This is a genomic window from Pseudomonas sp. 31-12 (genome assembly GCF_003151075.1).
GTDB lineage: Bacteria > Pseudomonadota > Gammaproteobacteria > Pseudomonadales > Pseudomonadaceae > Aquipseudomonas.
Window position 1 is genome coordinate 1,337,334 of record NZ_CP029482.1, and the last position, 24,512, is coordinate 1,361,845.

26 protein-coding genes are annotated in these 24,512 nt (G+C 58.5%); 13 read left to right on the forward strand and 13 right to left on the reverse strand.

From position 1 onward, the window contains the following. The first annotated feature begins 57 nt into the window (after positions 1 to 57). From DJ564_RS06075 to DJ564_RS06085, 3 genes are read left to right on the forward strand one after another with little or no spacing between them, the layout of a single operon-like run. A complete protein-coding gene (locus tag DJ564_RS06075; protein ID WP_109628091.1) occupies positions 58 to 1,239 on the forward strand; it encodes an amino acid ABC transporter permease in 1,182 nt (393 codons plus the stop codon). A gap of 10 nt (positions 1,240 to 1,249) precedes the next feature. Further along, positions 1,250 to 2,347 (forward strand): amino acid ABC transporter permease, encoded by a 1,098-nt coding sequence (locus DJ564_RS06080; protein ID WP_109628092.1) that lies wholly within the window; start codon positions 1,250 to 1,252, stop codon positions 2,345 to 2,347. Between the two features lie 10 nt (positions 2,348 to 2,357). Next, complete coding sequence (locus tag DJ564_RS06085; RefSeq protein WP_007944823.1) at positions 2,358 to 3,122, forward strand: amino acid ABC transporter ATP-binding protein; 765 nt, start codon at positions 2,358 to 2,360, stop codon at positions 3,120 to 3,122. Positions 3,123 to 3,223: 101 nt separating this feature from the next. On the opposite strand, the gene DJ564_RS06090 is transcribed toward DJ564_RS06085, so the two are convergent. Continuing rightward, positions 3,224 to 4,849 (reverse strand): S8 family serine peptidase, encoded by a 1,626-nt coding sequence (locus DJ564_RS06090; protein ID WP_109628093.1) that lies wholly within the window; start codon positions 4,847 to 4,849, stop codon positions 3,224 to 3,226. Positions 4,850 to 5,124: 275 nt separating this feature from the next. Here DJ564_RS06090 and DJ564_RS06095 point away from each other — a divergent pair, with 275 nt between their 5' ends. After that, on the forward strand, positions 5,125 to 5,784 hold the full coding sequence (locus DJ564_RS06095) for a FadR/GntR family transcriptional regulator (protein ID WP_109628094.1): 660 nt from the start codon (positions 5,125 to 5,127) through the stop codon (positions 5,782 to 5,784). Further along, entirely contained in the window at positions 5,774 to 7,084 is a 1,311-nt protein-coding gene (locus tag DJ564_RS06100) for a CynX/NimT family MFS transporter (RefSeq protein WP_109628095.1), read from the forward strand. Before DJ564_RS06095 ends, DJ564_RS06100 begins: the two co-directional genes overlap by 11 nt. Here DJ564_RS06100 and DJ564_RS06105 read toward each other — a convergent pair whose 3' ends face one another. The 9 genes from DJ564_RS06105 to DJ564_RS06145 all read right to left on the reverse strand — a co-directional run bounded on the left by DJ564_RS06105 (position 7,085) and on the right by DJ564_RS06145 (position 15,802). Next, on the reverse strand, positions 7,085 to 7,735 hold the full coding sequence (locus tag DJ564_RS06105; protein WP_109628096.1) for a DUF1120 domain-containing protein: 651 nt from the start codon (positions 7,733 to 7,735) through the stop codon (positions 7,085 to 7,087). Positions 7,736 to 7,858: 123 nt separating this feature from the next. Further along, on the reverse strand, positions 7,859 to 8,269 hold the full coding sequence (locus DJ564_RS06110; RefSeq protein ID WP_256597476.1) for a hypothetical protein: 411 nt from the start codon (positions 8,267 to 8,269) through the stop codon (positions 7,859 to 7,861). 292 nt (positions 8,270 to 8,561) lie between these two features. Further along, positions 8,562 to 9,191 carry a DUF1120 domain-containing protein gene (locus DJ564_RS06115; RefSeq protein WP_109628097.1) on the reverse strand — a complete coding sequence of 210 codons (630 nt, stop codon included), beginning with the start codon at positions 9,189 to 9,191 and terminating at the stop codon, positions 8,562 to 8,564. A gap of 78 nt (positions 9,192 to 9,269) precedes the next feature. After that, positions 9,270 to 9,893 carry a DUF1120 domain-containing protein gene (locus DJ564_RS06120; protein ID WP_371922056.1) on the reverse strand — a complete coding sequence of 208 codons (624 nt, stop codon included), beginning with the start codon at positions 9,891 to 9,893 and terminating at the stop codon, positions 9,270 to 9,272. An 84-nt stretch (positions 9,894 to 9,977) separates the two neighbouring features. After that, on the reverse strand, positions 9,978 to 11,108 hold the full coding sequence (locus tag DJ564_RS06125) for a DUF1120 domain-containing protein (protein WP_109635954.1): 1,131 nt from the start codon (positions 11,106 to 11,108) through the stop codon (positions 9,978 to 9,980). A gap of 11 nt (positions 11,109 to 11,119) precedes the next feature. Continuing rightward, a complete protein-coding gene (locus DJ564_RS06130; RefSeq protein ID WP_109628098.1) occupies positions 11,120 to 13,585 on the reverse strand; it encodes a fimbria/pilus outer membrane usher protein in 2,466 nt (821 codons plus the stop codon). A 132-nt stretch (positions 13,586 to 13,717) separates the two neighbouring features. Continuing rightward, a complete protein-coding gene (locus DJ564_RS06135) occupies positions 13,718 to 14,434 on the reverse strand; it encodes a fimbria/pilus chaperone family protein (RefSeq protein ID WP_109628099.1) in 717 nt (238 codons plus the stop codon). A 53-nt stretch (positions 14,435 to 14,487) separates the two neighbouring features. Next, positions 14,488 to 15,108, reverse strand: coding sequence for a DUF1120 domain-containing protein (locus tag DJ564_RS06140; protein WP_109628100.1), 621 nt, complete (start codon positions 15,106 to 15,108; stop codon positions 14,488 to 14,490). A gap of 67 nt (positions 15,109 to 15,175) precedes the next feature. Beyond that, on the reverse strand, positions 15,176 to 15,802 hold the full coding sequence (locus DJ564_RS06145; protein WP_109628101.1) for a DUF1120 domain-containing protein: 627 nt from the start codon (positions 15,800 to 15,802) through the stop codon (positions 15,176 to 15,178). Positions 15,803 to 16,155: 353 nt separating this feature from the next. Between DJ564_RS06145 and DJ564_RS06150 the strand changes: the two genes are divergently transcribed. The 4 genes from DJ564_RS06150 (at position 16,156) to DJ564_RS06165 (ending at position 18,743) form a co-directional block, all read left to right on the forward strand. Further along, complete coding sequence (locus DJ564_RS06150; protein ID WP_109628102.1) at positions 16,156 to 16,788, forward strand: response regulator transcription factor; 633 nt, start codon at positions 16,156 to 16,158, stop codon at positions 16,786 to 16,788. Between the two features lie 102 nt (positions 16,789 to 16,890). Beyond that, positions 16,891 to 17,361 (forward strand): nuclear transport factor 2 family protein, encoded by a 471-nt coding sequence (locus tag DJ564_RS06155; protein ID WP_109628103.1) that lies wholly within the window; start codon positions 16,891 to 16,893, stop codon positions 17,359 to 17,361. 40 nt (positions 17,362 to 17,401) lie between these two features. Further along, positions 17,402 to 17,719: a GIY-YIG nuclease family protein gene (locus DJ564_RS06160; RefSeq protein ID WP_109628104.1), complete on the forward strand. Its 318-nt coding sequence runs from the start codon at positions 17,402 to 17,404 to the stop codon at positions 17,717 to 17,719. An 88-nt stretch (positions 17,720 to 17,807) separates the two neighbouring features. Further along, positions 17,808 to 18,743: a glutathione S-transferase family protein gene (locus DJ564_RS06165; protein ID WP_109628105.1), complete on the forward strand. Its 936-nt coding sequence runs from the start codon at positions 17,808 to 17,810 to the stop codon at positions 18,741 to 18,743. Positions 18,744 to 18,902: 159 nt separating this feature from the next. On the opposite strand, the gene DJ564_RS06170 is transcribed toward DJ564_RS06165, so the two are convergent. Then, positions 18,903 to 19,262: a glutaredoxin family protein gene (locus DJ564_RS06170; protein WP_109628106.1), complete on the reverse strand. Its 360-nt coding sequence runs from the start codon at positions 19,260 to 19,262 to the stop codon at positions 18,903 to 18,905. Then, on the reverse strand, positions 19,262 to 20,266 hold the full coding sequence (gene yejK / locus DJ564_RS06175; RefSeq protein ID WP_109628107.1) for a nucleoid-associated protein YejK: 1,005 nt from the start codon (positions 20,264 to 20,266) through the stop codon (positions 19,262 to 19,264). Before yejK ends, DJ564_RS06170 begins: the two co-directional genes overlap by 1 nt. Positions 20,267 to 20,660: 394 nt before the next feature. Between yejK and DJ564_RS06180 the strand changes: the two genes are divergently transcribed. Next, positions 20,661 to 20,942: an HU family DNA-binding protein gene (locus DJ564_RS06180; RefSeq protein WP_007905514.1), complete on the forward strand. Its 282-nt coding sequence runs from the start codon at positions 20,661 to 20,663 to the stop codon at positions 20,940 to 20,942. Positions 20,943 to 21,078: 136 nt separating this feature from the next. On the opposite strand, the gene rlmF is transcribed toward DJ564_RS06180, so the two are convergent. Beyond that, the gene (gene rlmF / locus DJ564_RS06185; RefSeq protein ID WP_109628108.1) at positions 21,079 to 22,104 is read right to left on the reverse strand and encodes a 23S rRNA (adenine(1618)-N(6))-methyltransferase RlmF; all 1,026 of its coding nucleotides are present in this window, start codon (positions 22,102 to 22,104) and stop codon (positions 21,079 to 21,081) included. Between the two features lie 264 nt (positions 22,105 to 22,368). Here rlmF and DJ564_RS06190 point away from each other — a divergent pair, with 264 nt between their 5' ends. The 3 genes from DJ564_RS06190 to DJ564_RS06200 all read left to right on the forward strand — a co-directional run bounded on the left by DJ564_RS06190 (position 22,369) and on the right by DJ564_RS06200 (position 24,324). Further along, positions 22,369 to 22,797 (forward strand): hypothetical protein, encoded by a 429-nt coding sequence (locus tag DJ564_RS06190; RefSeq protein ID WP_109628109.1) that lies wholly within the window; start codon positions 22,369 to 22,371, stop codon positions 22,795 to 22,797. A gap of 550 nt (positions 22,798 to 23,347) precedes the next feature. Then, complete coding sequence (locus tag DJ564_RS32765) at positions 23,348 to 23,617, forward strand: RHS repeat-associated core domain-containing protein (RefSeq protein ID WP_109628110.1); 270 nt, start codon at positions 23,348 to 23,350, stop codon at positions 23,615 to 23,617. Positions 23,618 to 23,688: 71 nt separating this feature from the next. Beyond that, positions 23,689 to 24,324 (forward strand): hypothetical protein, encoded by a 636-nt coding sequence (locus DJ564_RS06200; RefSeq protein WP_109628111.1) that lies wholly within the window; start codon positions 23,689 to 23,691, stop codon positions 24,322 to 24,324. Positions 24,325 to 24,512: the final 188 nt, after the last annotated feature.

Sequence of the window (24,512 nt, forward strand, 5' to 3'; positions counted from 1 at the left end):
TCACCCGGTGGGCCAACCACCGGGTGATGTTCTGTTCCATTACATCCGGGGCACTTCATGCAAAATTCAATCGGCGCACCAAAGCAGAGGCTCAGCCTCAGCGATCCCAAAGTGCGTGCGTGGCTATTTCAGATCATCACCATTGTGGCGGTGGTCTCCATGGGCTGGTATCTGTTCGATAACACCCAGACCAACTTGCAACACCGGGGCATTACCTCCGGCTTCAGCTTTCTGGAGCGCAGTGCCGGTTTCGGCATCGCTCAAACCCTGATTGACTACACCGAGTCGGACAGCTATGCCCGAGTGTTTGTCATCGGCCTGCTCAATACGCTGCTGGTGACCTTCATCGGGGTCATCCTGGCGACGCTCCTCGGTTTCATCGTCGGCGTTTCACGCCTGTCGAAGAACTGGATCATTGCCAAGCTGGCGACTGTTTATGTGGAAGTCTTCCGCAACATTCCGCCGCTGCTGCAAATCCTGTTCTGGTACTTCGCGGTGTTCCTGACCATGCCAGGGCCACGCAACAGCCATAACTTCGGCGACACCTTCTTCGTCAGCAGCCGCGGCCTGAACATGCCTGCCGCGTTGACCGCGGATGGTTTCTGGCCCTTCGTGGTCAGCATCGTCGTGGCCATCGTCGCCATCGTGCTGATGAGCCGCTGGGCGAACAAGCGCTTCGAAGCGACTGGCGTACCTTTCCATAAATTCTGGGTTGGCCTGGCGCTGTTCCTGGTGATCCCGGCACTGTGCGCACTGATCTTCGGCACGCCGGTGCACTGGGAAATGCCCAAGCTGCAAGGCTTCAACTTCGTTGGTGGCTGGGTGCTGATCCCGGAACTGCTGGCGCTGACCCTGGCCCTGACCGTGTACACCGCGGCGTTCATCGCCGAGATCGTGCGTTCGGGCATCAAGTCGGTCAGCCACGGCCAGACCGAAGCGGCGCACTCGTTGGGCCTGCGCAACGGTCCGACCCTGCGCAAGGTGATCATCCCGCAAGCCCTGCGCGTGATCATTCCGCCGCTGACCAGCCAATACCTGAACCTGGCGAAGAACTCCTCGCTGGCGGCCGGTATCGGTTATCCGGAAATGGTGTCGTTGTTTGCCGGTACGGTGCTGAACCAGACCGGACAGGCGATCGAGGTGATTGCCATCACCATGAGCGTGTACCTGGCGATCAGTATCAGCATCTCCCTGCTGATGAACTGGTACAACAAGCGCATTGCGCTGATCGAGCGGTAAGGAAAAGCGCATGAGTACTCATACTTTCAAACCTGACATGCCACCACCGAGCAGCAGCATCGGTGTGGTGGCGTGGATGCGCGCGAACATGTTCTCCAGTTGGCTCAACACCCTGCTGACCCTGTTCGCGTTCTATCTGATTTACCTGGTGGTCCCGCCAATCCTGCAGTGGGCGATCCTGGACGCCAACTGGGTCGGCACCTCCCAGGCCGACTGCACCAAGGAGGGCGCCTGCTGGGTGTTCATCCAGCAGCGTTTCGGCCAGTTCATGTACGGCTACTACCCGCCGGAACTGCGCTGGCGCGTGGACCTGACCGTGTGGCTGGCGGTCATCGGCGTGGCACCGTTGTTCATCTCGCGCTTCCCGCGTAAAGCGGTGTACGGGCTGAGCTTCCTGGTGTTGTACCCGATCATTGCCTGGTGCCTGTTGCATGGCGGCGTTTTCGGCCTGACTCAAGTGGCGACCAGCCAATGGGGCGGCCTGATGCTGACCCTGGTGATCGCCACCGTCGGTATTGCCGGTGCGTTGCCGCTGGGGATCGTGCTGGCGCTGGGCCGTCGTTCGAACATGCCGGCGATTCGCGTGGTCTGCGTGACCTTCATCGAATTCTGGCGCGGCGTGCCGTTGATCACGGTGCTGTTCATGTCCTCGGTAATGCTGCCGTTGTTCCTGCCCGAAGGCATGAACTTCGACAAACTGCTGCGGGCGCTGATCGGCGTGATCCTGTTCCAGTCGGCCTATGTGGCCGAAGTGGTGCGTGGCGGTCTGCAAGCGATTCCCAAAGGTCAGTACGAAGCGGCCGCAGCGATGGGCCTCGGTTACTGGCGCAGCATGGGCCTGGTGATTCTGCCGCAAGCCCTGAAGCTGGTGATCCCGGGCATCGTCAACACCTTCATTGCGCTGTTCAAGGACACCAGCCTGGTGATCATCATCGGCCTGTTCGATCTGCTCAACAGCGTCAAGCAAGCCGCCGCCGACCCGAAATGGTTGGGCATGGCCACCGAAGGCTATGTGTTCGCGGCCCTGGTGTTCTGGATTTTCTGTTTCGGTATGTCGCGCTATTCCATGCATCTGGAACGCAAGCTCGACACTGGCCACAAGCGTTAGGAGTTCTGTAATGAGCGAAGCAATCAAAAAGCCTGTGAGCCCTGAAGGCATTATTCAGATGCAGGGCGTGAACAAGTGGTACGGCCAGTTCCACGTACTGAAAGACATCAACCTGAACGTCAAGCAGGGCGAGCGAATCGTCCTGTGCGGCCCGTCAGGTTCCGGCAAGTCGACGACCATTCGTTGCCTCAACCGTCTGGAAGAACACCAGCAGGGCCGCATCGTGGTCGATGGCGTGGAATTGACCAACGACCTCAAGCAGATCGAATCGGTCCGCCGTGAAGTCGGCATGGTGTTCCAGCACTTCAACCTGTTCCCGCACCTGACCATCCTGCAGAACTGCACGCTGGCGCCGATGTGGGTGCGCAAGATGCCCAAGCGCCAGGCCGAAGAAATCGCCATGCATTACCTGGAGCGCGTACGCATTCCGGAGCAGGCGCATAAATTCCCGGGGCAACTGTCGGGCGGTCAGCAACAGCGTGTGGCGATTGCCCGCGCGCTTTGTATGAAACCGAAAATCATGCTGTTCGACGAACCGACTTCGGCACTCGACCCGGAGATGGTGAAAGAGGTTCTGGACACCATGATCGGCCTGGCCGAAGACGGCATGACCATGCTCTGCGTGACCCACGAAATGGGCTTCGCCCGCACCGTGGCCAACCGCGTGATCTTCATGGACAAAGGCGAAATCGTCGAGCAGGCTGCGCCGAACGACTTCTTCGATAACCCGCAGAATGAGCGGACGAAGATGTTCTTGAGCCAGATCCTGCATTGATTGGCACTTGGCAGTGAAATAAACCCGGACAGTGTTCCGGGTTTATTTTTGCCTGGAGTTCAGGGTCTCAGGACAGGTCCTGTTTCAGAATTCGGTCCGATTCAGCTCGATGTTTCCTTGCGCTCAAGCGCCAGACGTACCGCTCGAAGTGCATTGAGGCGCCCGTATCCATAGTAATGACTATGACCTGCCTGATCATATTGACCGAGCGGGCCATCGTCGACATGGCCGATCTTGTCGCAACAATCAGCGAGGATTTGTCGGACAGCTTCGCGATCAAGTGCTTGATTGACTCCCAATATCAGCGCTGCCACGCCTGCTGCACCTGGACAGGCACTGGAGGTTCCACTGAACGATTCGGTGTAGGCCGCATTGTCTGGATCTGCAAATTTCCCGCTCAGGTCCGTGGTGCGAATGCCTCGGGTTTGCGGGATCGAGGTCGCGGGTTTGAATTTTGGATCCGGGTGCGGCTGGTCTCCGCTCGGAAAGGTGCACCAGAGCGCTTTGCCGTAATCGCTGTAGGCGCTGCGTCGGCTCTGGTCATTGCAGGCACCGACGGCAATGACCATGGGATGGCTGGAATACCCATCGTTATCCACGCATTCATTCCCGTTGCCGGCACCAAAAAAAATGACGCAGCCTTTTCCGTTGCGCCCCTTGGTCGCTGCATACTCAATGGCCAGTCGCGTGCTTGCAGCCAGTGGAAACACTTGGGTGTGCCGGGGGTCGGTGGGGTCGGCCCAATGACCTTCTGCAGGACCCCAGCTACAGGAAATGATATCGGCGCCCTTATCGGCGGCCCAGAAAAATGCGTCGGCTTCTGCCCGTGCGCCCAAAGGTTTGGTGAGCTTCAGCGGCATAAGGCTGGCCCGAGGGGCAACGCCGCTGGCGCCGGTGTCGCCATTGGCGCAGGCGACACCGGCGGCGGCTGTGCCGTGACGTTCATGGGCGTTTTTCGGCCGTGGGCCTTGCTTGGCATTACGGCGATCAAAGTTTTGCGCCCCGACGACTTTGCCGCATCCGGCAAATTCGGGATGGTCGATATCAAAGGCGTCGTCAATGACCGCGATGACAATACCTTCACCCTGAGTCAGGTCATGGGCCGCTTCAACGTTGGCGCTGGCATCGATGTGCGCCTGATAGGTCACGGTGGTCTTTTTCAGGTGCCACTGATTGTTGTGGATCGCCCGACGTTTTCCCTGGCGCAATATTTCCGGATGACAGTAATCGATGTCTTCGCGCTGGAGCAGCTCAAGTGCGAATGAGCACACCTTGGTCCCGCAGCAATGGCTGTGATGAACGAAAAAGGCATTGGTCGCGTAGGGGACCTGCTGTTTGATGGTCAGCCCCAGCTCATCGAGTATCACGAGACACTGAGTCGAGGTGAGTTGATCAATAAATTTCAAAAAGATGTTTTCGGTGTAGAGAACAGGCTCCTGAGTGTGAGGATCGACCAGCACACTGCCGGCAAAGCGCAACTCCGGCAATTCACGCAACAACGCTTTGCGTCTGGATAAATCCGTATTTTTAGGCAGTTCGAAAACCTGCACGTCGGCGTCCTCGATGTGGTGCAGCAGATGACCGCCCGCCAGTGCGTGACAGGCTTTTTCGCATCCCATTATTGCGCCGATATCCTTTCCCTCCCGGCCGCGCACGGCGAGCAGTTGCTGACTTTTTGTCAGAAAAAAAGAAGGGCTGCCCTTCTTGCCGAAGTTGACTTCTTCCATGCGGTTTCCATTCCCTCTAGTGCAACGTGCCGAGCGAAACGCCCGCTCATCAATCTGCGAAATTCTGACGACAGGTTGCTGCAGTGGCTGTCAGCTCATTTCGTTGAAGGCGTAGGAAATTGCTCCGCGAATGAAGAGCTTTTTCGCTTCTTCCTGTGGAAATGCTTGCACGCTGTGTCGAGGCTCCACCTGATCCGCCGTTACTTGTGGGGGCGCACGATGTTGACTAACATGTCAGAAAATTCATCCTATGATTGGATGAAAGGGCGAATCCTATGGCAGAAATTTCTCTACTCGTTAAGCGATCCCTGGTCGATCAGGCCCTGGATCAACTGCGTCAACGCATCAACGACGGCGCCTGGCAGGTTGGCCAGCGCCTTCCTACTGAGCCAGAGCTGTCCGCCGAACTGGGCATCAGCCGCAACACCGTGCGTGAGGCCATGCGCGTACTGGCGTTTTCTGGGTTGATCGAAATTCGTCAGGGTGACGGCAGTTACTTGCGGGCGGTGATCGATCCGCTGGATACGATGAAGGCGTTATCGCGCTGCTCCCATGAACAGGCCCGGGAAACCCGGCACATTCTGGAAGTCGAGGCCATCGGCCTGGCCGCGCTGCGTCGAACCGACGAAGACCTGGTGGCATTGCGCGAAGCATTGGGCGTCAGCGGCAGTCACTACCACGGTGATCTCGACAGCTACATTGCCTGCGATCTGGTGTTCCACCGCCGCCTGGTGGACGCCGCACACAACCCGACCCTCAGCGAGTTGTACCGCTATTTCTCCAGCGTTGTCGGCGCGCAATTGCGTCAGACCCTGAGCGTCACGCCCCGCCGCCAGGAAGTGTTTGACCTGCACATCGAACTGCTTGACGCCGTCGAGCAACGCGACCCGGAACGGGCCAAAGCCCTGTCGAGGCAGTTGATCAATGAACCTTGAAACCGAGAACGCCATGTCCACCAGCAACCGCCAGATCACCGAAGCCAAACGCACGGCGGAGCTCGAAGAGCTGCTGATCGATGCCGAGGCCGATGACGAACAAGTCCAGCAAAGTCACCCGATTCTGCGGCGGCCCTGGCTGTTGTTGCTGGGCTTGATTCTGGTCGCACTGAACCTGCGACCGGCGCTCTCGAGCATGGCGCCGATGCTCAGCGAAGTCTCTAAGACCCTCGGTTTGTCGGCGGCGCAAGCGGGGTTGCTGACGACGTTGCCAGTGCTGTGCCTCGGTTTGTTCGCACCGCTGGCGCCGATCCTGGCGCGACGTTTCGGCGCCGAGCGCGTGGTGCTGGGGATTTTGTTGATGCTGGCCGGCGGGATCATCCTGCGCAGTTCATTCGGTGAAATCGGCCTGTTTGCCGGCAGCGTGCTGGCCGGCGCGAGCATTGGTGTGATCGGCGTTTTGTTACCGGGTATCGTCAAGCGCGACTTCCCGAAACAGGCCGGGACCATGACCGGCGTGTACACCATGGCGCTGTGCCTGGGTGCGGCGATGGCGGCCGGCGCGACGGTGCCATTGAGCGAGCATTTCGATAAGAGCTGGGCCTTGGGGCTCGGGTTCTGGGTGGTGCCCGCGTTAGTCGCCGCGATGTTCTGGCTGCCACAAGTGGGCGGTCAGAAACACGGCGCGCATAACGTCGCGTATCGGGTTCGCGGCCTGTTGCGTGATCCGCTGGCCTGGCAAGTTACGTTGTACATGGGCCTGCAATCATCGCTGGCATACATCGTCTTTGGCTGGTTGCCATCGATCCTGATCGGTCGTGGACTTACGCCGACCCAGGCCGGCCTGGTGCTGTCGGGCTCGGTGATTGTCCAGTTGGCCAGTTCGCTGGCAGCGCCCTGGTTGGCCACCCGCGGCAAGGATCAACGGCTGGCGATTGTGGTGGTCATGCTGCTGACTCTCGGCGGGCTGTTCGGCTGCCTTTACGCACCGATCGAAGGTCTGTGGGGCTGGGCGATCCTGCTCGGTCTGGGGCAGGGCGGTACGTTCAGCCTGGCACTGACCCTGATCGTGTTGCGCTCGCGGGATTCGCACGTGGCGGCGAACCTGTCGAGCATGGCCCAGGGCTTCGGTTACACCCTGGCGTCCATGGGGCCGTTCGCGGTCGGCATCGTGCACGACTGGACCGGCGGCTGGAACGCCATCGGCTGGATCTTCGGCGTGATCGGCCTCGGCGCCATCCTCGCCGGCCTGGGCGCCGGGCGTTCGTTGTACGTTCAGGTGGTCAGCGAAAAGGTCTGACTACAGATACACAACGTCCAGCGTTGCCGAGCCGTCGAGTTGCACATCGGTGCTCAGGTCCAGTTCGGAAGTGGGCGAGATGACGGTTTCAAGGGTGACCCGGCTCGTCAGGCTCTGGATGGCAATCGGGCCGGCGTTGCTGCCGGCCACGTTGGTAAACCCCAGGTAACTTCTGGCGCCAATCGGAATGGAGCGGCTGTTCGATGAACTCCAGGCTATGCCACCTATGGTGGAGTCGGTTCGAAACACTTGAGACCAATCGTCCACCACGGTGCTGGCCGGATCGAAGTTCAGCGAATACAGGCCGACTTTGTTGCCGCTGCTGTCGTGGTTCAGACCGTAGTAAATCTCGCTGTTGACGATGGCCGAACCGTCGCGATTGTCGTGCATCATCAGAGCGAAGCGCGCGGGCGCATTGCACTGGACGCTGAGGTCGAGCGTCTTGTCGCGCAGTCGCGTTCGTTTGTCCACGCTAAGGTCTTGCCGGGAGATTTTTCCGTAGTCGACGAGGCCGCTGTTGGACAACGTCGGCGAGCAGGCGAGCGGGGTGATAATGCCTTTGACGGTCAGGTCAACGGTAGACGCCGCCAACGTGTGGGTGGCGGTGCTGATCAGTAAGGTTGTCGCGAGTACGGCGTAGTAACTGTTCATTTTTTTAAAATCCGTTTCGTTGATTTTATCCTGCTCGTGTCAACGCTCGGTCGAGCCCGGCAGTCGTCCTGGCCGACGTTCGCTTTGACCGGTGTTGCAATCCGGGCAGCTCAGCGCGTTGACTCAGAGGAGGTAGTTTATTTCCAGCGTCATGAAGCCATCGATGGGCACTTCCTCATTCAGGGTCAGGCCGTCGGCGCGAGCGATTTTGGTGTCGATCTGCAGAAGTGTTGAGAGATTCTTTACGGCAATAGGTGTGGTACCGCCGATAGCACTTGTCGCCAGGAGCTCATTCGAACTGATCTTGGAGGTACGGGCCCAGCTTCCCCCGCCATCCCTCGATCGAATAGCGTCTACACGCTGACCATCCGCTTGAAGGTTTCCAATATACGGCCAGAAATAACCCAGCTTTTCTTCTGCATGAGTCAGTCCCAGGCCGAAGAAAAGAGGTGAACCGGTCTGTGTGTCGGGTCTGTTGTCGATAGATTTGAGCGCGTACACGGTCGGCTCATCGCAGGTCACGTTGAATTGCATATAGTGTTGGCCAACCGTCGTGTACAGGGTTGGGTGGAGGTCTTTTGCATGGATTTTTGCCGACCTCGATGTGTCCACCGTCGGCAAGACTGGGTATGCATGCGTTAGGCGTAATGGTGCCGGTGACGCTCAGGTCAGTGCTCGATGCGGCGAAGGCGAGGGGGGAAGTCAGGACGATGAACGCCATCGTCAGCGCGTGTGGAAAACTTTTCATGGGACAGGTTTCGCTATGGTGGGTCAGCGGAATCAGTCCTTGCCCGAGGCGTGACCCCGGGCAAGGTCGGCTACGGGGTTATGGGTACAAGACTTCGAGGGTGACCGAGCCGTTGATAGCGACTTCGTTAGAAAAGTCGAGCGAGTCGGCGCGGGCGATGTAGGTCCTTATCTGTAAACCTGTCTGGAAATCCTTGATCGCTATCGGGGTGTTTGGACCACCGACGGTGGCGAATGCAGAAATGGCTTTAGGTATCAACCCTGGAAAGGCTCCCCATGTGCCGCCATTGTTGTTAGAGAATATGGGCATTACGGCAGTACCATCGCCCAGTGGGGCCACGAACCTTGTGTCGATGTAGCCGATCTTTTGGTTTACGTCGCCATTGATAAGGCCCAGACCGAATCCAGCGCCCCCATCCGCATCCGAACCATCCCGGTTATCGATTGGTTTCAACCTGAACGCTATCGCCGAGTCGCAATTCACGGTGAGTTGCAATGTCTTATCTGTCAGTCTCGTTTGCTTGTCCTGATTCAAATCCTTCGACGAAATTTTGCCATGATGCACGTTCCCGCCTTCGGACAGCAGCGGTACGCAAGCATTGGGCGTAATGGTGCCGGTGACGGTCAGGTCAGTGCTCGATGCGGCGAAGGCGAGGGGTGAAGTCAGGACGATGAACGCCATCGTCAGAGCGTGTGGAATTTTTTTCATGGGACAGGTTTCGCTATGGTGGGTCAGCGGAATAAGTCCTTGCCCGAAGCGTGACCCCGGGCAAGGTCGGCTACGGGGTTATGGGTAATCGATTTCGATGGTGACCGAGCCGTCGATAGCGGCATCGTTAGACAAGTCGAGCGAGTCGGCGCGGGCAATTTGGGTGAGCACCCGAAGGTCGGTTACCAAATCCTTGATGGCTATCGGCGTGCTAGGGTCCGCGACAGCACCAAATGCAAAGAGGGCGTTATGCTCCAACCAGCGGCTTGCAGACCAAGTGTCGCCATTATTTTTCGAATGTATGGGGAGTACGGCTACACCGTCCGCCAGTGGAGAATAAAATCCTGCATCGACGCTGCCGAGCCGTTGATCACCATTGACAAAGCCAAGGCCCAGCGTATTGCTCCCAGTAGCGGAGCCAAATCTGTTATCGATCGGCTTCAACCTGAACGCTATTGCAGAGTCGCAATTCACGGTGAATTGCAATGTCTTTTCGGCCAGATTTGTGACTTTGTCCTGATTCAAATCCTTCGACGAAATTTTGCCATGATGCACGTTCCCGCCTTCGGACAGCAGCGGTGTGCAAGCATTGGGCGTAATGGTGCCGGTGACGGTCAGATCAGTGCTCGACGCGGCTAGCGCATAAGGCGCCACGCTGATCAACGCGGTGGCGGAGAGTGCTGCAAAGTACTTTTTCATCATGGTTTACTCACTTCTATTGTTGTGTGTCCTGACTGCTCCGAGGTGCTCAAGTGCGCCGCGGATTCAGCAGGATCGGGTTGGGTATTACAGGTAAATAATCTCGATCGTCCCCGCGCCATCGAGGTCGATGGCGCTGCTCAGATCCAGGCTGTTGGTGGGGGCGATGACGGCGTCCACGGTCACCGTGGTGCTGAGGTTCTGGATCAGCGCCGGGCCGGCCATGCCGAGGTTGTCGGTGAAGCCCAGGTAGCGGCTTTTGCTGATGGGCGCAGAGGCGGAGCCGGCCGTGCTCCAGGCCATGCCGCCGGTGGTGGAGTCGATCAGGTGCAGGCGCGCGAGGCTGTCGGCGCTGGTGCTGGCCGGGTCGACATTCAGCGAATACAGGCCGATGTTGTTGTTGCGGTTGTCCTTGCCGAGGCCGTAGTGAATGTCGCTGTCGACGGTGGCCGAGCCCGAGCGGTTGTCGTGCATGATCAGCGCGAACGAAGTGGGCGCGTCGCAGCCCACCCTCAGATTCAATGAGCGTGGCGGCAGGCGAGTGCTTTTGTCCGCGCTCAGGTTATTTTTCGACAGGGTGCCGAAGGCGACCACGCCGCCGTTGGACAGCACCGGTTCGCAGGCCGCCGGCGCGAAGCGGGCGCGCAAGGTCGCCTCGCGGGTGCGCCCGGCAGCGACGGCGTCGAACACGCCGGTGGTCTCCCAGGTGACCGCGTCGCGCACCTGCATCCCTTGCTCTTGAACCCAGGCAGTCAGCTCAAGTTGTGCGGAAAAAGTTCGACCGTGCAGCGGCACGCCGCCCTGCACCGGAACCACGCCGTGCGCCGGCCGCCAGATCAGGTTCGATGCCGTGACGGCAGGCGGCTGGCCTACACCGGCAATCAAGCCGATCTCTACCGGTTGGCCATCCAGCACCGCGTCGCGAACGCGCACCTGATAGCTGCCACGTTCGGCAAAGTGAAAGCGTTCGGCCGTCGCCGCCATGGCCCGATAAAACACGCTCATGTCGGTGGGTTGCGAGCAGCGCAGGCTCAGGCTCAGCTGACGTTCGCCGAGGTTGCGTTCGGGGGCCGAGTCGGGACGTATCGCCCGGTTCATCAGCCCGTAATCCAGCACAGGCTGGCTCAGATTGAACTGGCATTCATCCGCAGACGCCTGGGCGAACGGGGTGAAAGCGCTCAGCGCCAGGGGCAGCAGCAGGTAGCGGGGCAGGTTCATGAAAATCATCCTCAAAGGGCTCGGCACTTGGCGGGGGCTGTTTCGTAATACGCGTTGGTGTCGGCGTCCGCCGGCAGCTCGAAACGCAGTTCGCAACGCTCCAGCCCCGGTGCGCTGATCCACAGCGCGCGGGTGTCGAGGACGTTGGGCAGAAACACCAGGCCGCCGTCCTGCACCAGGGTGACGAACTCGCCATCCTCGGTGTTCACCGCCGCGCCGCGGGGCAGGGGCGCACCGTTGGCGGTGGTGGCCTTGAGCAGGGCGCGGCGGGTCAGGGTGAGGCCGAATTCGATGGAGTCGACAGCACCGCGACCGGCCGAAATCACCGCCAGCCCGTTGTGAATGTCGGCATTGCGCGGCAGGGTCTTGGTGTCGACTTCCACCGCGCTGCGGCCGTAAGCCGCCACGTGTGGGATGACGGCCTGACCTTGCCAGTCGGTCCACACCGGACCGCTGGGCGTCGACACTTTGATGGCGCCCATGTCGCCCACCGACAGCAGGGCAAAGGTGTCGCTCACCGGGTAAGGCGAGAGCGTCACGCCGCCGCCATGCAGCACGACGCCACCGCGGGCACTGGCCTGATAGCTGGAGCGTTCGGCATCGTCGCGGGTGTAGTTCAGGTCCAGTTGGGTGTAGCGCGGCAACAGTGAAACGCCGGCGGTGGTCTGCACTTCCTTGTCGCGGGTGTCGTGCTCGACGCCGACCCGGTAGGCCAGTTGATCGTTGATCTGTTCATTCAAACCCACACCGCTGCGGTATTCGCCAGCGGAGCTGCGCACCCAGGTGCGCGCCCGGCGGTTCTCGCCCAAGGGAATGCTGAGGTTCAGGTAGACGCTATCGTCGTTGCGGTTTGCGCCGCTGACTTGCCATTCCGCCGTGGCCGAAACCGACACACCACCGATGTTGGTGCCCCAGGAAGCGAGGGCGCGGCTGCTGCTTTGGCCGTCGAACGAGCTCGATCGGCTGACGCCGCCGCTGAACGCGCCGACCCACGGGTGGGACCAGGACAAGGCCGCGCTTTGCTGGTCGCGGTAGCGGGATTTACTGTCGTCGGAGGTGTTGTCGAACACCGCGTCTTGCAGTTCACGGTAGCCAAGGGTGCGGTAAGAACTGCCGGCATTGAACGCCCACTGCTCGCTTAAACGGTGCGATGCGCTCAAGTCAGCCTGAAGCCCCTGGCTAGCTTGCCGGCCCCCGGCGTCGGCACCGGTGAGCGTCGCTTGAACCTGGGTAACGGGCGATGGCAGCAGGCCGACGCTGACGCCTGCCGCGCGGTAATCGGCGGCACCGGTCAGGCCTGCGCTGAGCAACACTTGCGGCGTAAGTGCACCGCTCCAGCCGCCGCTGAGCACCCACGGATCGCCACCCTGTTCGTCACCGGTACTGCGCACCTGGCCGGCCGCCAGCGAATAACCGGGCGCCGGCAAACCGATGCCGAGCATCGCGGCCGGCACGGTAAAGCTGCGCTCACTGCCATCGGCTTCCTTGATGGTGACTTCCACGTCGGAGCGGGTGCTGAGCCGGCGTACATTGGTCAGGGCAAACGGCCCGGCCGGCACCACCGTGGAATGGATCAGCGCACCGTTCTGCCGAACTTCGACCTGCGCCTGGCTGTTGGCGATGCCTTCAATGACCGCGCCTTGGCCTTCGATCTGCAGCGCTTCCTCATTCAACACTTGCACGCCAGTGATCTGCGCGCCGGCCAGCACCGGGTTGTACAGATTGATCTGGCCCGCTTGCAGCACCGCTTCGTGGCTGGCAAACGTGCGTTGGGCGTAGGCGGCGATGTGCGTGGTGCGGGACACGTCGTCCTGCCAGGTCTGCACCTGACGGCTGCGCACGATCCAGTCACCGGCGTTGAAACCTGCTTCGGTATTGGCCGAGGCGAAGCTGCTGGTCTGATCGCCGAACTGGCTGCGCAAACCGCTGACGTCGTAGTTGAGCAAACCGGCGATGCCTCCGGTTTGATAACCCGAGAAATCCCGGACAGTGGGGCGTATGGCGTCGGTGGGTACGATCAGTAACAGGGCAAGGCTTGTCGGATCGGGGTCGATGACGGTCTGCGGCGAAGTACCGAGGAAATCGTGGCACTGACTCTCGGCCAGCAGACGGTCCGGCACATTCAGGTTGGCCGCATCCAGCAGCGCGCGATCGAAGCACAACGCGCCTTCGCGATCGAAAGTGACGTCGACCCGGCCATGGCTCTGGCCATTGACCGTGAGCGTGACGGGGTGCCGGCCTGCCGAGAATCGCGGCGTTTGCATCAGCACCGTCGCCAGCGCCGGATCGATGCCGCGCTGAAGCAGTGTGTTTTGGTCGAACGATGCCGGCACAGGCACATTACCGTGGGCGTCGACCACCATCAGCGAATTGCTCAGCAGCAGCGCGACCGTGGTCCACCGCCCAGGGAGAGGGCGAGCGGCGGTCTGAACAGCGGGCAGGGCTTCGCCATCACGGTAAATCAATACTGTGTTCATTGGGTTCACTTGAGTTATGCCGGCGTGCTGACCGATTCGCTGTGGCTCAGACACGCCTCTGACGACGGCTGAAGGGTCGTGGCCTCGAAACAGACGCTCACTGTTCCTTCATGAGCGCTCTCAGGGTGGATTTCAGGATTTGATCGGGGCCTCGTAATGCGGCACCGCGAAACCGTAGACCGTCGCCGGTTGAAAACGCACTTGCGTCGCGGCCCCCTCAGGCGCCTTGACGCTGATGTGCTCACCGGGCAACACATAGGTTTTCGGCAACATCGCGCCGCCCGCTGACGGCAGCAATTGCACTTCCTGGCCCAGGCGTACGACATAAGGCGTGTCGTTGCGCACGGTCAGTTGACCATCCTGCAGCGACCATTGCAGGTCGGTCCACGGCGTGCGGTTGGGTGCCAGCCCCTTGGGATGAATAATCAGCGGCAGATTCTGACGCACCGTCACGCCGACGCGGGCATGCCCGGCTTCGGCGGCGGGTTTTCCTTCAGGGATACCTTCGAAGATCACCCGCTTCAAACGCTGGGTAAGCAACGGTTTTTCGGTTTGAAGAATGAAGCGCACCAACTGGGTTTTCGAGGCTTCGACGCGTGCCAGAGGAGGTGTCACAAACACCAGCGATTCGTTGTCCTCGGCAATGTCTTCGATGGTGACATGCATCAGCGCCAGGTTGGCATCGGTGTTGGTCACCGTCACGGAAGCTTCGCCGTCGGCCTCGTTGACGATGACCACCGAAGTGTTCGGGACCATTCCGTCAGCCTGGGCCTGGGTCGCCAGAAACAGGGCGAACACAGCGATACCGCCATGCAGCAGATGGCGCGTGTGGGATAAAAACATCGTCATGACATGTCTCGTTGAGTGTTCGGAAAAAGGGGCCGGCTATACCGGCCGGTCGGTCAATAATTGAGCTGTACGGTGACGTGCCCGTCGATGGGGACTTCATCGGTCAGGGTCAGGTCATTCGCGCGAACGATAGTGGTGACGGCCGACAGCCTGGTGTGCAGGTCTTTGATGGCGATCGGTGTGCCCGGGTCAGTCGGCATTGCAAACGCGGTCAGGCCGGCATGCCCCAAGTAGGGCGACACTCGCCAGCTGGCCCCATCGTTACTGGACATGATGGTTTTCACCGGGAGGCTGTCTGCTATGGCATCGAACAAACCAAACGCCACGCTGCCCAGGTTCTGGTCATCGTTGATGACGCCCAGGCCGTGGTGGCGCGGGTCAATGGCGGACGAGCCGTCGCGGTTATCGACGGTCGTCAGGGTAAACAGCGTGGCGCCTTCACAGTTCACGTACAGGTACAGCGTGCCGGTTTCCAGCCGTGTGGGCTGGTCCGGATTCAGGTCTTTTGCCGTCACTTTTCCGTGGTGGACAATGCCGCCACTGGAGAGGATGGGGGTGCAGGAATTGGGGGTGATCAGCCCGGTGACGCTCAGGTCGGTGCTGCTGGCGGCAAGGGCCATGGGCGCGCAGGCGATCAACAGCGGGACCGATAGAGCAAGGGAGCATCTGTCCATGATGGATAGTCCTTTGGTTGAACGGGCAAGGCCGTGTATCAAGCGTTGCCCTGTAAATGGCGGCGCGTTACAGGTACATGATCTGGAGAGTGGCCGAACCGTCGATATTGACTTCATCGGTGAGCGTCAGACCGTTGGTGGGCGCTATGCCGGTACGCACCTGGAGATCAAGGAGCAGGTCTTTTATCGGGATCGGCGCAATCACCGTTCCAGTGGCACCGACTCCCCAGATGTTGTTCACCCCCCAGAACCCTACGCCTTCCTTCACCCAGGTTTCTCCGCCATTACTGGAGAGAATGGCTTGGGCGTTGACGGCGTCAGCCATCACATTCCTCGGGATCACTCGGAAGTTACCCAGCTTCTGGTTGGTGTTGATCAGCCCCAGGCCAAAATAGCTTGAAGCCGTTCCCGTGCCGGATCGGTTATCGGTTGGCGATAGGGCAAATGTGGTCGGAGCGTCGCAGTTCACAGCCATTTGCAGGACGATTTGCGGCAAATAGGTGACTTTGTCGGGACTGAGGTCTTTCACGGAAATCTTGCCGTGATTGGCAATGCCGCCGCTGGACAGGATAGGCGTACAGGCGCTAGGCGTGATCACGCCTGTAACAGTCAGGTCAGTGCTGGATGCAGCGAAAGCGGACGACGCGCCAGTCAGCAGCAACGCAGCGGTCAGGAGGGATAAATGTTTGGTCATGTGATGAAGTCATCCTTGATGAAGAGTGTTGGGAATTGCCCTGTTCGAACAGGGCGCAATCTATCGATCGAGGTAGCCAGGCGGAATGCAACAAATACGAAAACGGGCTGCCCGGTGAATGAAAAGGTGTTGTGGGTTTCTGGCTGTCATTTTTCGGACTGTTGTCCGTAGTCCTTCGGTGCGGCCTGCGTAGCTTAAAAATGTAGGGCAGTTCTCTTTGTTTTATAGGAGAAAGGACAGGTCCCTGAATACATTGGGCGAGGCAGTCAACCGGTCAAGATTGGTCGTTGTGGTCGACACAGGACGGCGCTATTTTTCGCGCATTCCAGTCACCAAACAGGAAAATTCCGACAATGCGCGTAATCATCGCTGACGACCATCCGGTCGTTCGTATCGGCTTGCGGATGCTCATCGATCTGAGCAAGACATGTGTGGTCGTCGGGGAAGCCGAGGGTCCCGACAGCCTGTCGAGCCTCCTTTCAACCACGCCTTGCGATCTGTTGGTCACGGATTTCTCCATGCCGGGAAACCTGCAGGTCGATGGATTGAAGATGCTGAGCATGGTGCGACGTCGCTACCCGTCGACGGCGATCATTCTGGTCACGATGTTTGCCAACGTCACGACGCTGAGGGCGGCCTTCGCTCAAGGCGTGATGGCAATCATCGCCAAAGGCTCGTCGGCGAAGGAACTGCCGATGGCAATCAAATCGGTAAGCGAAGGGCAGCGGTTTGTCAGCGAGTCCTTGCGCGCGACGCTGGTTCAGGCAGACGCAGAAGCTCAGTCGAGTTCACCTGCGCTGTCGGCCAAAGAACATGAAGTGGTAAGAATGCTCGCCAGCGGCATGACCGTCAGTGAAATTGCCGGCTTCTTCAAACGCAGCGTGTCGACGATCAGTAAACAAAAAAGCATGGCCATGCAGAGGCTGGGCATTTCCACGGATGTTGATCTCTTCGCTTATGCCCGGGACAACGGCATGGTGCATTAGGTGTCGGCGCACCTCAGGGTATTCCCGCCACGAATGCCGATAGTGTTCCGCGCATTTGTTGACTATCGTGCAGGCAATCCTTCAAACGTTCGGAGCCTGCCCATGAGTGATGCCAACCGCGCATTGATCACCCAGTTCTACCAAGCCTTTCAGCGGCTGGATGCCGAGGCCATGAGCGCCTGCTATACCGACGATGTGCTGTTCAGCGATCCTGCATTTGGCGAACTGCGCGGCCGCGATGCCGGCGACATGTGGCGCATGCTCACGACTCGGGCGAAGGATTTCTCCCTGACGTTCGATAACGTTCGAGCCGAAGAACGCACGGGCGGCGCGCATTGGGTCGCGACGTACCTGTTCAGCCAGACCGGCAACACGGTGGTCAACGATATTCAGGCGCAGTTCGTGTTTCGTGACGGCAAGATTTGCGAGCACCATGACAGCTTCGATATGTGGGCCTGGTCGCGGCAGGCGCTGGGTTTCAAGGGATTGCTGCTCGGCTGGTCGCCAGCAGTGAGAAATGCCGTTCGCGCTCAAGCCTTGAAGGGGCTGAAGGCATTCCAGGCCAGTCGCTGATAAGATCGCGGCTTGTTTCCTTTCAAGCCTTGATCGTCACGTGAACACCCCGAGCGAATCTCCCGTCATTGCCGCCGAACCGGCACCGGTCAACAAGCCCTGGTTCGTCTACCTCGTTCGCGCGGCCAATGGTTCGCTCTACTGCGGGATCAGCGACGATCCCGTGCGCCGCTTCGCCACTCACCAGAGTGGCAAGGGCGCGCGCTTCTTTCTCTCCAGTCCGGCCGTGGCGTTGGTCTACACGGAAGTTTGTCGCGACAAGGGCGAAGCACTGCGCCAAGAACGCTTGATCAAAAAACTCAAGAAAAGCGCCAAGGAATGCCTGGTCGCAAGCGCTGCCGCAGGCTTATCAACCTGACTGATAAGTGCCCATCAGGCAGATCTGTAGGCTGCCCACGAAATGCGCGCTAAGCTGCGGATTCCTTATCCGTGCGGCGGAGCCGAGCATGTCCGAGTTGATTCTTCATCATTACCCGACGTCCCTTTTCGCCGAAAAGGCCCGCCTGTTGCTGGGTTTCAAGGGGCTGTCCTGGCGTTCGGTGAAGATCTCGCCGGTGATGCCAAAACCTGATCTGACGGCCCTGACGGGCGGCTATCGCAAGACCCCGGTGTTGCAGATTGGCGCTGATATTTATTGCGACACCGCGCTGATCGCCCGTCGTCTGGAGCAGGAAAAAGCCTTGCCGGCGTTTTTCCCGGAAGGTCAGGAAATGATCGCCGCGACCTTCGCCGCCTGGGCTGATTCGGTGGTGTTCCAGCATGCGGTCAGTCTGGTGTTTCAGCCGGAATCCATCGCTGTGCGCTTCGGCAATATGCCGCCGGAAGCGATCAAGTCATTCCTGGCTGATCGCGCCGGGTTGTTCAGTGGCGGCAGCGCTGCCAGGTTGTCGGCCGAGCAAGCACGGCATCAATGGCCGACGATCATGGGGCGCCTAGAGCAGCAGCTTCAGCGCGAGCAGGGTGATTTCCTGTTCGGCGAGCCGTCGATTGCCGATTTTGCGTTGGCGCACTGCCTGTGGTTCCTCAAGGCGACGCCGGTGACTGCACCGCTGGTTGATGCTTATCCGGCGGTTTCTGCGTGGTTAGGGCGGGTGATGGGCTTCGGTCATGGCGCGTCCAGCGAGATGACGTCCGAGGACGCGTTGGCGGTGGCGCGCAATGCCACACCGGCCGCGTTGCCGGATGAGCAGTTTGATGAACCGAATGGTTTTGAAGCGGGTCAGCAGGTGGTGATCGCAGCGACCGACTACGGGGTTGACCCGGTGGCGGGTGAGTTGCTGTTTGCGGGCAGGGAAGAATTGATTCTGCGTCGAGAAGACGAGCGTGGCGGCGTGGTGCATGTGCACTTTCCGCGGTTTGGATTCCGCATAGAAGCGAAGTAGCCTGCTTCACGAATGGTTGGACTGGCTCGAACCTGTGGCGAGGGAGCTTGCTCCCGTTGGGCTGCGCAGCAGACCCAAACTCTTCGCAATGAATGCCTGTTTTGTGAGTGCTGCGCACTCAAGCGGGAGCAAGCTCCCTCGCCACAGGGTTTGAGTAATTCAGATGGGTTGCTTCAGGGCTGCGAGGATTGCATCCGGGTCATACCCGCGAATCAACGTCCCATTCACATCGATAATCGGAATCCCGCCGCCACCCAACGCCTCATAGGCCTTGCGCGCCTCGGCATCCTTTTCGATATCGAATTCCTGGTACGGAATGCCTTTCTGATCGAGAAAGCGCCGCGTCAGTTTGCAGTAGCCACACCATTCAGTGGCATAGAGCACGACACTGGCCTTGGCCTGGGTCTGCTCCGACACCACCTGCGAGGGGTTGAACACCCGCTCGATCTTGCCCCAGTTCTGATAGACCACAACCACCAGCAGGATCAGCAGGCATTTTTTCAGCACGCCGTTCAGCATCAGTTACGTCGCTTGAGCTGATCAGTCAGCTGAGTGGGTAGGCCTTTGATGATCAGCGTGCCGGCTTCTTCGTCGTATTCGATCTTCGAGCCCAGCAGGTGGGCTTCGAAGCTGATGGAAAGGCCTTCGGCGCGGCCAGTGAAGCGGCGGAACTGGTTCAAGGTGCGCTTGTCTGCCGGAATCTCTGGCGACAGGCCGTAGTCCTTGTTGCGAATGTGATCGTAGAAAGCTTTCGGGCGCTCTTCGTCAATCAGCTCCGAAAGTTCTTCCAGGCCCATCGGCTCGCCGAGCTTGGCCTGGCTGCTGGCGTAGTCCACCAAGGTTTTGGTCTTCTCGCGGGCGGACTCTTCGGGCAAATCTTCGCTTTCAACGAAGTCACTGAATGCCTTGAGCAGGGTGCGGGTTTCGCCCGGGCCGTCGATGCCTTCCTGGCAGCCGATGAAGTCGCGGAAATACTCCGACACCTTTTTCCCGTTCTTGCCTTTGATGAACGAAATGTACTGCTTCGATTGTTTGTTGTTCTGCCACTCGGACACGTTGATCCGCGCGGCGAGGTGCAATTGGCCCAGGTCCAGGTGACGGGACGGCGTCACGTCCAGCTGATCGGTCACTGCAACGCCTTCACTGTGGTGCAGCAGCGCGATCGCCAGGTAATCGGTCATGCCCTGCTGGTAATGCGCGAACAGCACGTGGCCGCCCACAGAGAGGTTCGACTCTTCCATCAGTTTTTGCAGGTGTTCCACCGCCACCCGGCTGAATGCCGTGAAATCCTTGCCGCCCTCGAGGTATTCCTTCAGCCAGCCGCTGAACGGATGCGCCCCGGACTCGGCATGGAAGAAACCCCAGGCCTTGCCTTGTTTGGCGTTATAGCTTTCGTTGAGGTCGGCAAGCATGTTCTCGATGGCGCTCGACTCGGCCAGTTCAGAGTCGCGAGCGTGGAGAACTGCAGGTGTGCCGTCGGGTTTTTTGTCGATCAGGTGGACGATGCAATGACGGATCGGCATGGGCTTCTCGGCTGATTGAAGAGAGGAGGGCGTGCTCCCCCAAAAAGTGCCAAGTGTACCGCAACCACTGGTTTTGGCGCGGCTCGAAGGGCAATTCGCAGGCGTGCGGCGGCCCTTATGCAGTTTTTTCCTGTTTTAGAGCAATAAAGCTGACCAAATGGGTAGCTAGAGGCGGATATTTCCCCGTCTCTGTGCTAGTTTTGCCCCGTCTTACGCGAAGTCACTGCGTTAAGCGTGCATTCAGCATTTGTCAGGTCGAACCAAACCCTGATTTCGGTATCTATAACCCCGATCCCGTGGTTATTGGCCGAGGGTGCCAGATCCAGAAGATCGGGCTCGATGGCTGACACTGCACTCTGCAATCCATATGAATTTGATAGGGAAGGAACACTACATGGCTCTTACTAAAGACCAACTGATCGCCGACATCGCTGAAGCTATCGACGCGCCAAAAACCACCGCGCGTAACGCTCTGGACCAACTGGGCCAAATCGTTGCCGATCAGCTGGAAAACGGCGGCGAAATCACTCTGCCAGGTATCGGCAAACTGAAAGTGACTGAGCGTCCAGCCCGTACCGGCCGCAACCCTTCGACTGGCGCTGCCATCGAAATCGCTGCCAAGAAAGTTATCAAGCTGGTTGTGGCCAAAGGCCTGACCGACGCTGTTAACAAGTAAGACGCAGTAAAAAAAGCCGTGCTCCGGAGCGATCCGGGCACGGCTTTTTTGTGTCTGCGATTTGGCGATTGACCTGCAGCACCACTAAACCAATGTGGGAGCGAGCAAGCCCGCTCCCACAGTTGATCTGCGTTGGTCAGTTACCCTTGCGGGCCCAACGTTCACGCCACACCTGCTGCTCGGACTTGGTCTGGAAGGTCCAGGCGACGAAGCGGCTTTGCTTCTGGCCCTGGGACATTTCCACCACCTGGCTTTCCAGAACACCGGCCTTTTTCAGCGCCGTCTGGATCGAAGGCAGGTTTGAAGCCTTAGACACCAGCGTGCTGAACCACAGGACCTTGTGCTGAAAGTGCGCACTCTCGGCGATCAGTTGCGTCACAAACCGGGCTTCGCCCCCTTCGCACCACAGTTCGGCCGATTGACCGCCAAAGTTCAACACGGGCAGCTTGCGTTTCGGGTCGGCGCGGCCCAGGGCGCGCCACTTACGCTCGCTGCCTTTGGTCGCTTCGTCCATCGACGCGTGGAACGGCGGGTTGCACATGGTCAGGTCAAAACGTTCGCCCGGTTCGAGCAAGCCCAGCAGGATGTGCTTGGGATTGCTTTGCTGGCGCAACTGGATGGCTTTGTTCAGCCCGTTGGACTGCACGATGGCTTTGGCCGCGGCTACGGCCGTCGGGTCGATTTCCGAGCCGAGGAAGTGCCAGCGGTAATCGCTGTAGCCGATCAACGGATAGACACAGTTGGCGCCCATGCCGATGTCGAGCACCTTGACCGGCGCACCGCGCGGGATTTCGCCGTCGTTGACGCTGGCCAGCAGGTCGGCCAGGAAGTGCACGTAATCGGCACGGCCCGGCACCGGCGGGCAGAGGTAATCGGCTGGAATGTCCCAGTGAGCAATACCATAGAACGACTTGAGCAGCGCCCGGTTGAACACCCGCACCGCATCCGGGCTGGCGAAGTCGATACTTTCCTTGCCGTACGGGTTGATGATCACGAACTTCGCCAGTTCCGGCGTGGTTTTGATCAGCGCCGGGAAGTCGTAGCGACCCTGATGGCGATTGCGCGGGTGCAGGCTGGCCTTTTCACGCGGCTCAACGGCTTTGGCCGGGGTCGCGGTGTCAGGCTTCTTGCGCGCAGGTCTTGGTGTGCGGGGGGCGTTCATGGGCGTGGTCGATTCGGGTATGGCTGAAAGTGGCGGGTATTGTCCCACATCTTTGCCTGAAAAACGGAACGCTGCTCCTGTAAATGCGGGGGCGGGATGTCGATCGCCCCTTATTTGTAGAATTAGAATAATAAGCGAGCTGGTTATTTCCTATCGTGTTGAGAACCTGTTAGTTCTTACAGTAGACGTCATTTTTGAGGATGTTATTTTTTATCTGGAGGGTTACGGCCTCTATCTATGGATAATTCTAAAAGGACGTCGGATATGAAAAGTGTTTTTCTAATGGCTGGCATGATGATGGTGTCGGCAAGTGTGTTGGCTTTTGAAGGGGCTCCCAAAGAGAATAATCCTCCTGGTGTTGTTGAAACGGAGTCAGAGAAGGGTGTCAATATTTACCGTCTGGATGATGGTGATGAGTTCGGTTACGCCAGCCCTCTGACTATTGCTCCCGGTAACTCGTCTTTCCGCAGTGGTACATTGGTTGATATTCAAAATCGAGGCACGAAGCCTACGACTGTGAATGTAGCTAATACTAATTTGAGTGCTCCACTTGCGGTTCCTGGAAAGTCCAATGCGCAGTTCAAGTTCGACGGGGGTAAGTGGGAAAGTATGGGGGTTCGTCTAGAGAGTGATCCTCTTCCCTCTGGTGCTCGCCCTAGTGGTCAACAGAAAAACCCTCCTGCAAGTAATTAGTGAAGTTGGTTGCTAACTGCTCGATTGACGTGCCGGACTCGGAAGTAACTGTAAATCTGTTTCCAGGCCGGCATTTCTTTTTAGACTTTTTCAGGTTCCAGTTATTTGAACGTCAAAATGTCGATTCAAATATATGCCAGTTAGTGTGACTGCCGGGTATGAACAAAAAATGTGAGTCCACCAATAGTGTGCCATGTCACCAAAAAGCATAACGCTAAATGAAGTTACTTCGAGCAAGTCTCCGCTGCTGTCAGATCTGACAGTAGACGTAATTTTTCAGGGTGCTATTTTTTAATTCGAGAAGAACTAATTTCCTCTCTCTCGTATTTAAATGACTAATAAGGATATTTGACATGAACGCGTTTTTGGTAATGGCTGTCGCTCAGCCTGATGGTTCAGAATTCTTCCCTCTCGATAAATCACCTTGAGTTTTTGCAAGTCGTTGTAAAAAGCCGACGTATCGTCGAAATCCGGCGTAAACAGGATCCTGTTTGAACTGCGTGATGCAGAGGGTACGGTACTGGTCAGCTACGACGTGCAAGCAGAAACGATGAGGCATCATGCCTACACTGCCTATGGCGAACATTCCTCAGACGAAAAAGATTCATTGCTGGGTTTCAACGGTGAGTACCGAGACGCCGAAAACGATAAGTATCCGCTCGGTCAGGGGTATCGCTGGTATGCCCCGGATATCTATCAATTCCATGCCCCGGATGGTCTAAGCCCCTTCGGCGAGGGTGGTCCTCACGCCTATAGATACTGCAACGCAGACCCTGCCAACCTGCAGGACCCAGTGGCCACGTCGGTTCCGGCGCGGTGAACAGCGGATTACGCAAAATTTGGGGCGATCGCACGCCTGGACCTCTCAACTTGGGCAAGGACGGGGCATTGATGACCGCGATTCTCTGGTCGGGCATTGGTGTATTGACGGCGATAATGTCAGGAGGGGCGTCATTATTGTTGACGTCCGCACTGGTCGGCCTGGCTATTGCTGCGTCTGCCACCGCCATAGCTGCAGTGGTTGTTTCCGACACCAATCCCGAGCTTTCGGCAATTCTAGGGTGGGTGTCACTGGGGTTGACTGTCGTTGGTGGTGTGGCGACGTTGCTCATGAAAGTCGGGCAGCTTGCTCTTTACCTGGCCCGTTCTGGCATAGAGGTTGCCAAAAAACTTATCGATAAAGGCACGGTTAGTTTGGTGTCGAGTCTCAAACGGTTGAGTCTGTACCGTGGCAGCGGAAAATTGCCTGCGCAGATCATTCAAAGCGGGACGAAAAGAATCGATAGAGTCGTCACACATTTCGCTGACGACGCGTTGATTCCATTTGACAAATCCCTCTTCGATGGCAAGTTCCTGATAAAGCAGGGGGAGCCGCTCAGCTCTTTGATGTTGGTGATGCAAATACGCTCATTTGTTCTATCACTGGCGTACTGGCAAATCTCGGGGTGTTTGAGTCTGACCGGGATAATTTCATCAACTCAAACACCAATAACTTCACGTGGTTGCCTTGGGGCCATTTCAACATAGGCCGTCCTTGAATCGGACACTTAAGTCATCGGTGTGTGGTTCGTCGACAAAATGTGGGGGCGCTCGCCTTGGGCGGGTGTTCCCACAGTGCCGAATTTGCGTAGGGCTCGACAAGAAACGTCTTGCCCCATCAGCGCAAGGATCTTATTTGTACAAGTACCAACAGGTTTAAATCTTAAAATGTCCGA

Bases quoted from the DNA above. Each gene is read 5' to 3' on its own strand.
- DJ564_RS06075 (WP_109628091.1), top strand. From the start codon at position 58: ATGCAAAATTCAATCGGCGCACCAAAGCAGAGGCTCAGCCTCAGCGAT.
- DJ564_RS06080 (WP_109628092.1), top strand. From the start codon at position 1,250: ATGAGTACTCATACTTTCAAACCTGACATGCCACCACCGAGCAGCAGC.
- DJ564_RS06085 (WP_007944823.1), top strand. From the start codon at position 2,358: ATGAGCGAAGCAATCAAAAAGCCTGTGAGCCCTGAAGGCATTATTCAG.
- DJ564_RS06090 (WP_109628093.1), bottom strand. From the start codon at position 4,849: ATGGAAGAAGTCAACTTCGGCAAGAAGGGCAGCCCTTCTTTTTTTCTG.
- DJ564_RS06095 (WP_109628094.1), top strand. From the start codon at position 5,125: ATGGCAGAAATTTCTCTACTCGTTAAGCGATCCCTGGTCGATCAGGCC.
- DJ564_RS06100 (WP_109628095.1), top strand. From the start codon at position 5,774: ATGAACCTTGAAACCGAGAACGCCATGTCCACCAGCAACCGCCAGATC.
- DJ564_RS06105 (WP_109628096.1), bottom strand. From the start codon at position 7,735: ATGAACAGTTACTACGCCGTACTCGCGACAACCTTACTGATCAGCACC.
- DJ564_RS06110 (WP_256597476.1), bottom strand. From the start codon at position 8,269: ATGCAATTCAACGTGACCTGCGATGAGCCGACCGTGTACGCGCTCAAA.
- DJ564_RS06115 (WP_109628097.1), bottom strand. From the start codon at position 9,191: ATGAAAAAAATTCCACACGCTCTGACGATGGCGTTCATCGTCCTGACT.
- DJ564_RS06120 (WP_371922056.1), bottom strand. From the start codon at position 9,893: ATGATGAAAAAGTACTTTGCAGCACTCTCCGCCACCGCGTTGATCAGC.
- DJ564_RS06125 (WP_109635954.1), bottom strand. From the start codon at position 11,108: ATGAACCTGCCCCGCTACCTGCTGCTGCCCCTGGCGCTGAGCGCTTTC.
- DJ564_RS06130 (WP_109628098.1), bottom strand. From the start codon at position 13,585: ATGAACACAGTATTGATTTACCGTGATGGCGAAGCCCTGCCCGCTGTT.
- DJ564_RS06135 (WP_109628099.1), bottom strand. From the start codon at position 14,434: ATGACGATGTTTTTATCCCACACGCGCCATCTGCTGCATGGCGGTATC.
- DJ564_RS06140 (WP_109628100.1), bottom strand. From the start codon at position 15,108: ATGGACAGATGCTCCCTTGCTCTATCGGTCCCGCTGTTGATCGCCTGC.
- DJ564_RS06145 (WP_109628101.1), bottom strand. From the start codon at position 15,802: ATGACCAAACATTTATCCCTCCTGACCGCTGCGTTGCTGCTGACTGGC.
- DJ564_RS06150 (WP_109628102.1), top strand. From the start codon at position 16,156: ATGCGCGTAATCATCGCTGACGACCATCCGGTCGTTCGTATCGGCTTG.
- DJ564_RS06155 (WP_109628103.1), top strand. From the start codon at position 16,891: ATGAGTGATGCCAACCGCGCATTGATCACCCAGTTCTACCAAGCCTTT.
- DJ564_RS06165 (WP_109628105.1), top strand. From the start codon at position 17,808: ATGTCCGAGTTGATTCTTCATCATTACCCGACGTCCCTTTTCGCCGAA.
- DJ564_RS06170 (WP_109628106.1), bottom strand. From the start codon at position 19,262: ATGCTGAACGGCGTGCTGAAAAAATGCCTGCTGATCCTGCTGGTGGTT.
- yejK (WP_109628107.1), bottom strand. From the start codon at position 20,266: ATGCCGATCCGTCATTGCATCGTCCACCTGATCGACAAAAAACCCGAC.
- DJ564_RS06180 (WP_007905514.1), top strand. From the start codon at position 20,661: ATGGCTCTTACTAAAGACCAACTGATCGCCGACATCGCTGAAGCTATC.
- rlmF (WP_109628108.1), bottom strand. From the start codon at position 22,104: ATGAACGCCCCCCGCACACCAAGACCTGCGCGCAAGAAGCCTGACACC.
- DJ564_RS06190 (WP_109628109.1), top strand. From the start codon at position 22,369: ATGAAAAGTGTTTTTCTAATGGCTGGCATGATGATGGTGTCGGCAAGT.
- DJ564_RS32765 (WP_109628110.1), top strand. From the start codon at position 23,348: ATGAGGCATCATGCCTACACTGCCTATGGCGAACATTCCTCAGACGAA.
- DJ564_RS06200 (WP_109628111.1), top strand. From the start codon at position 23,689: ATGACCGCGATTCTCTGGTCGGGCATTGGTGTATTGACGGCGATAATG.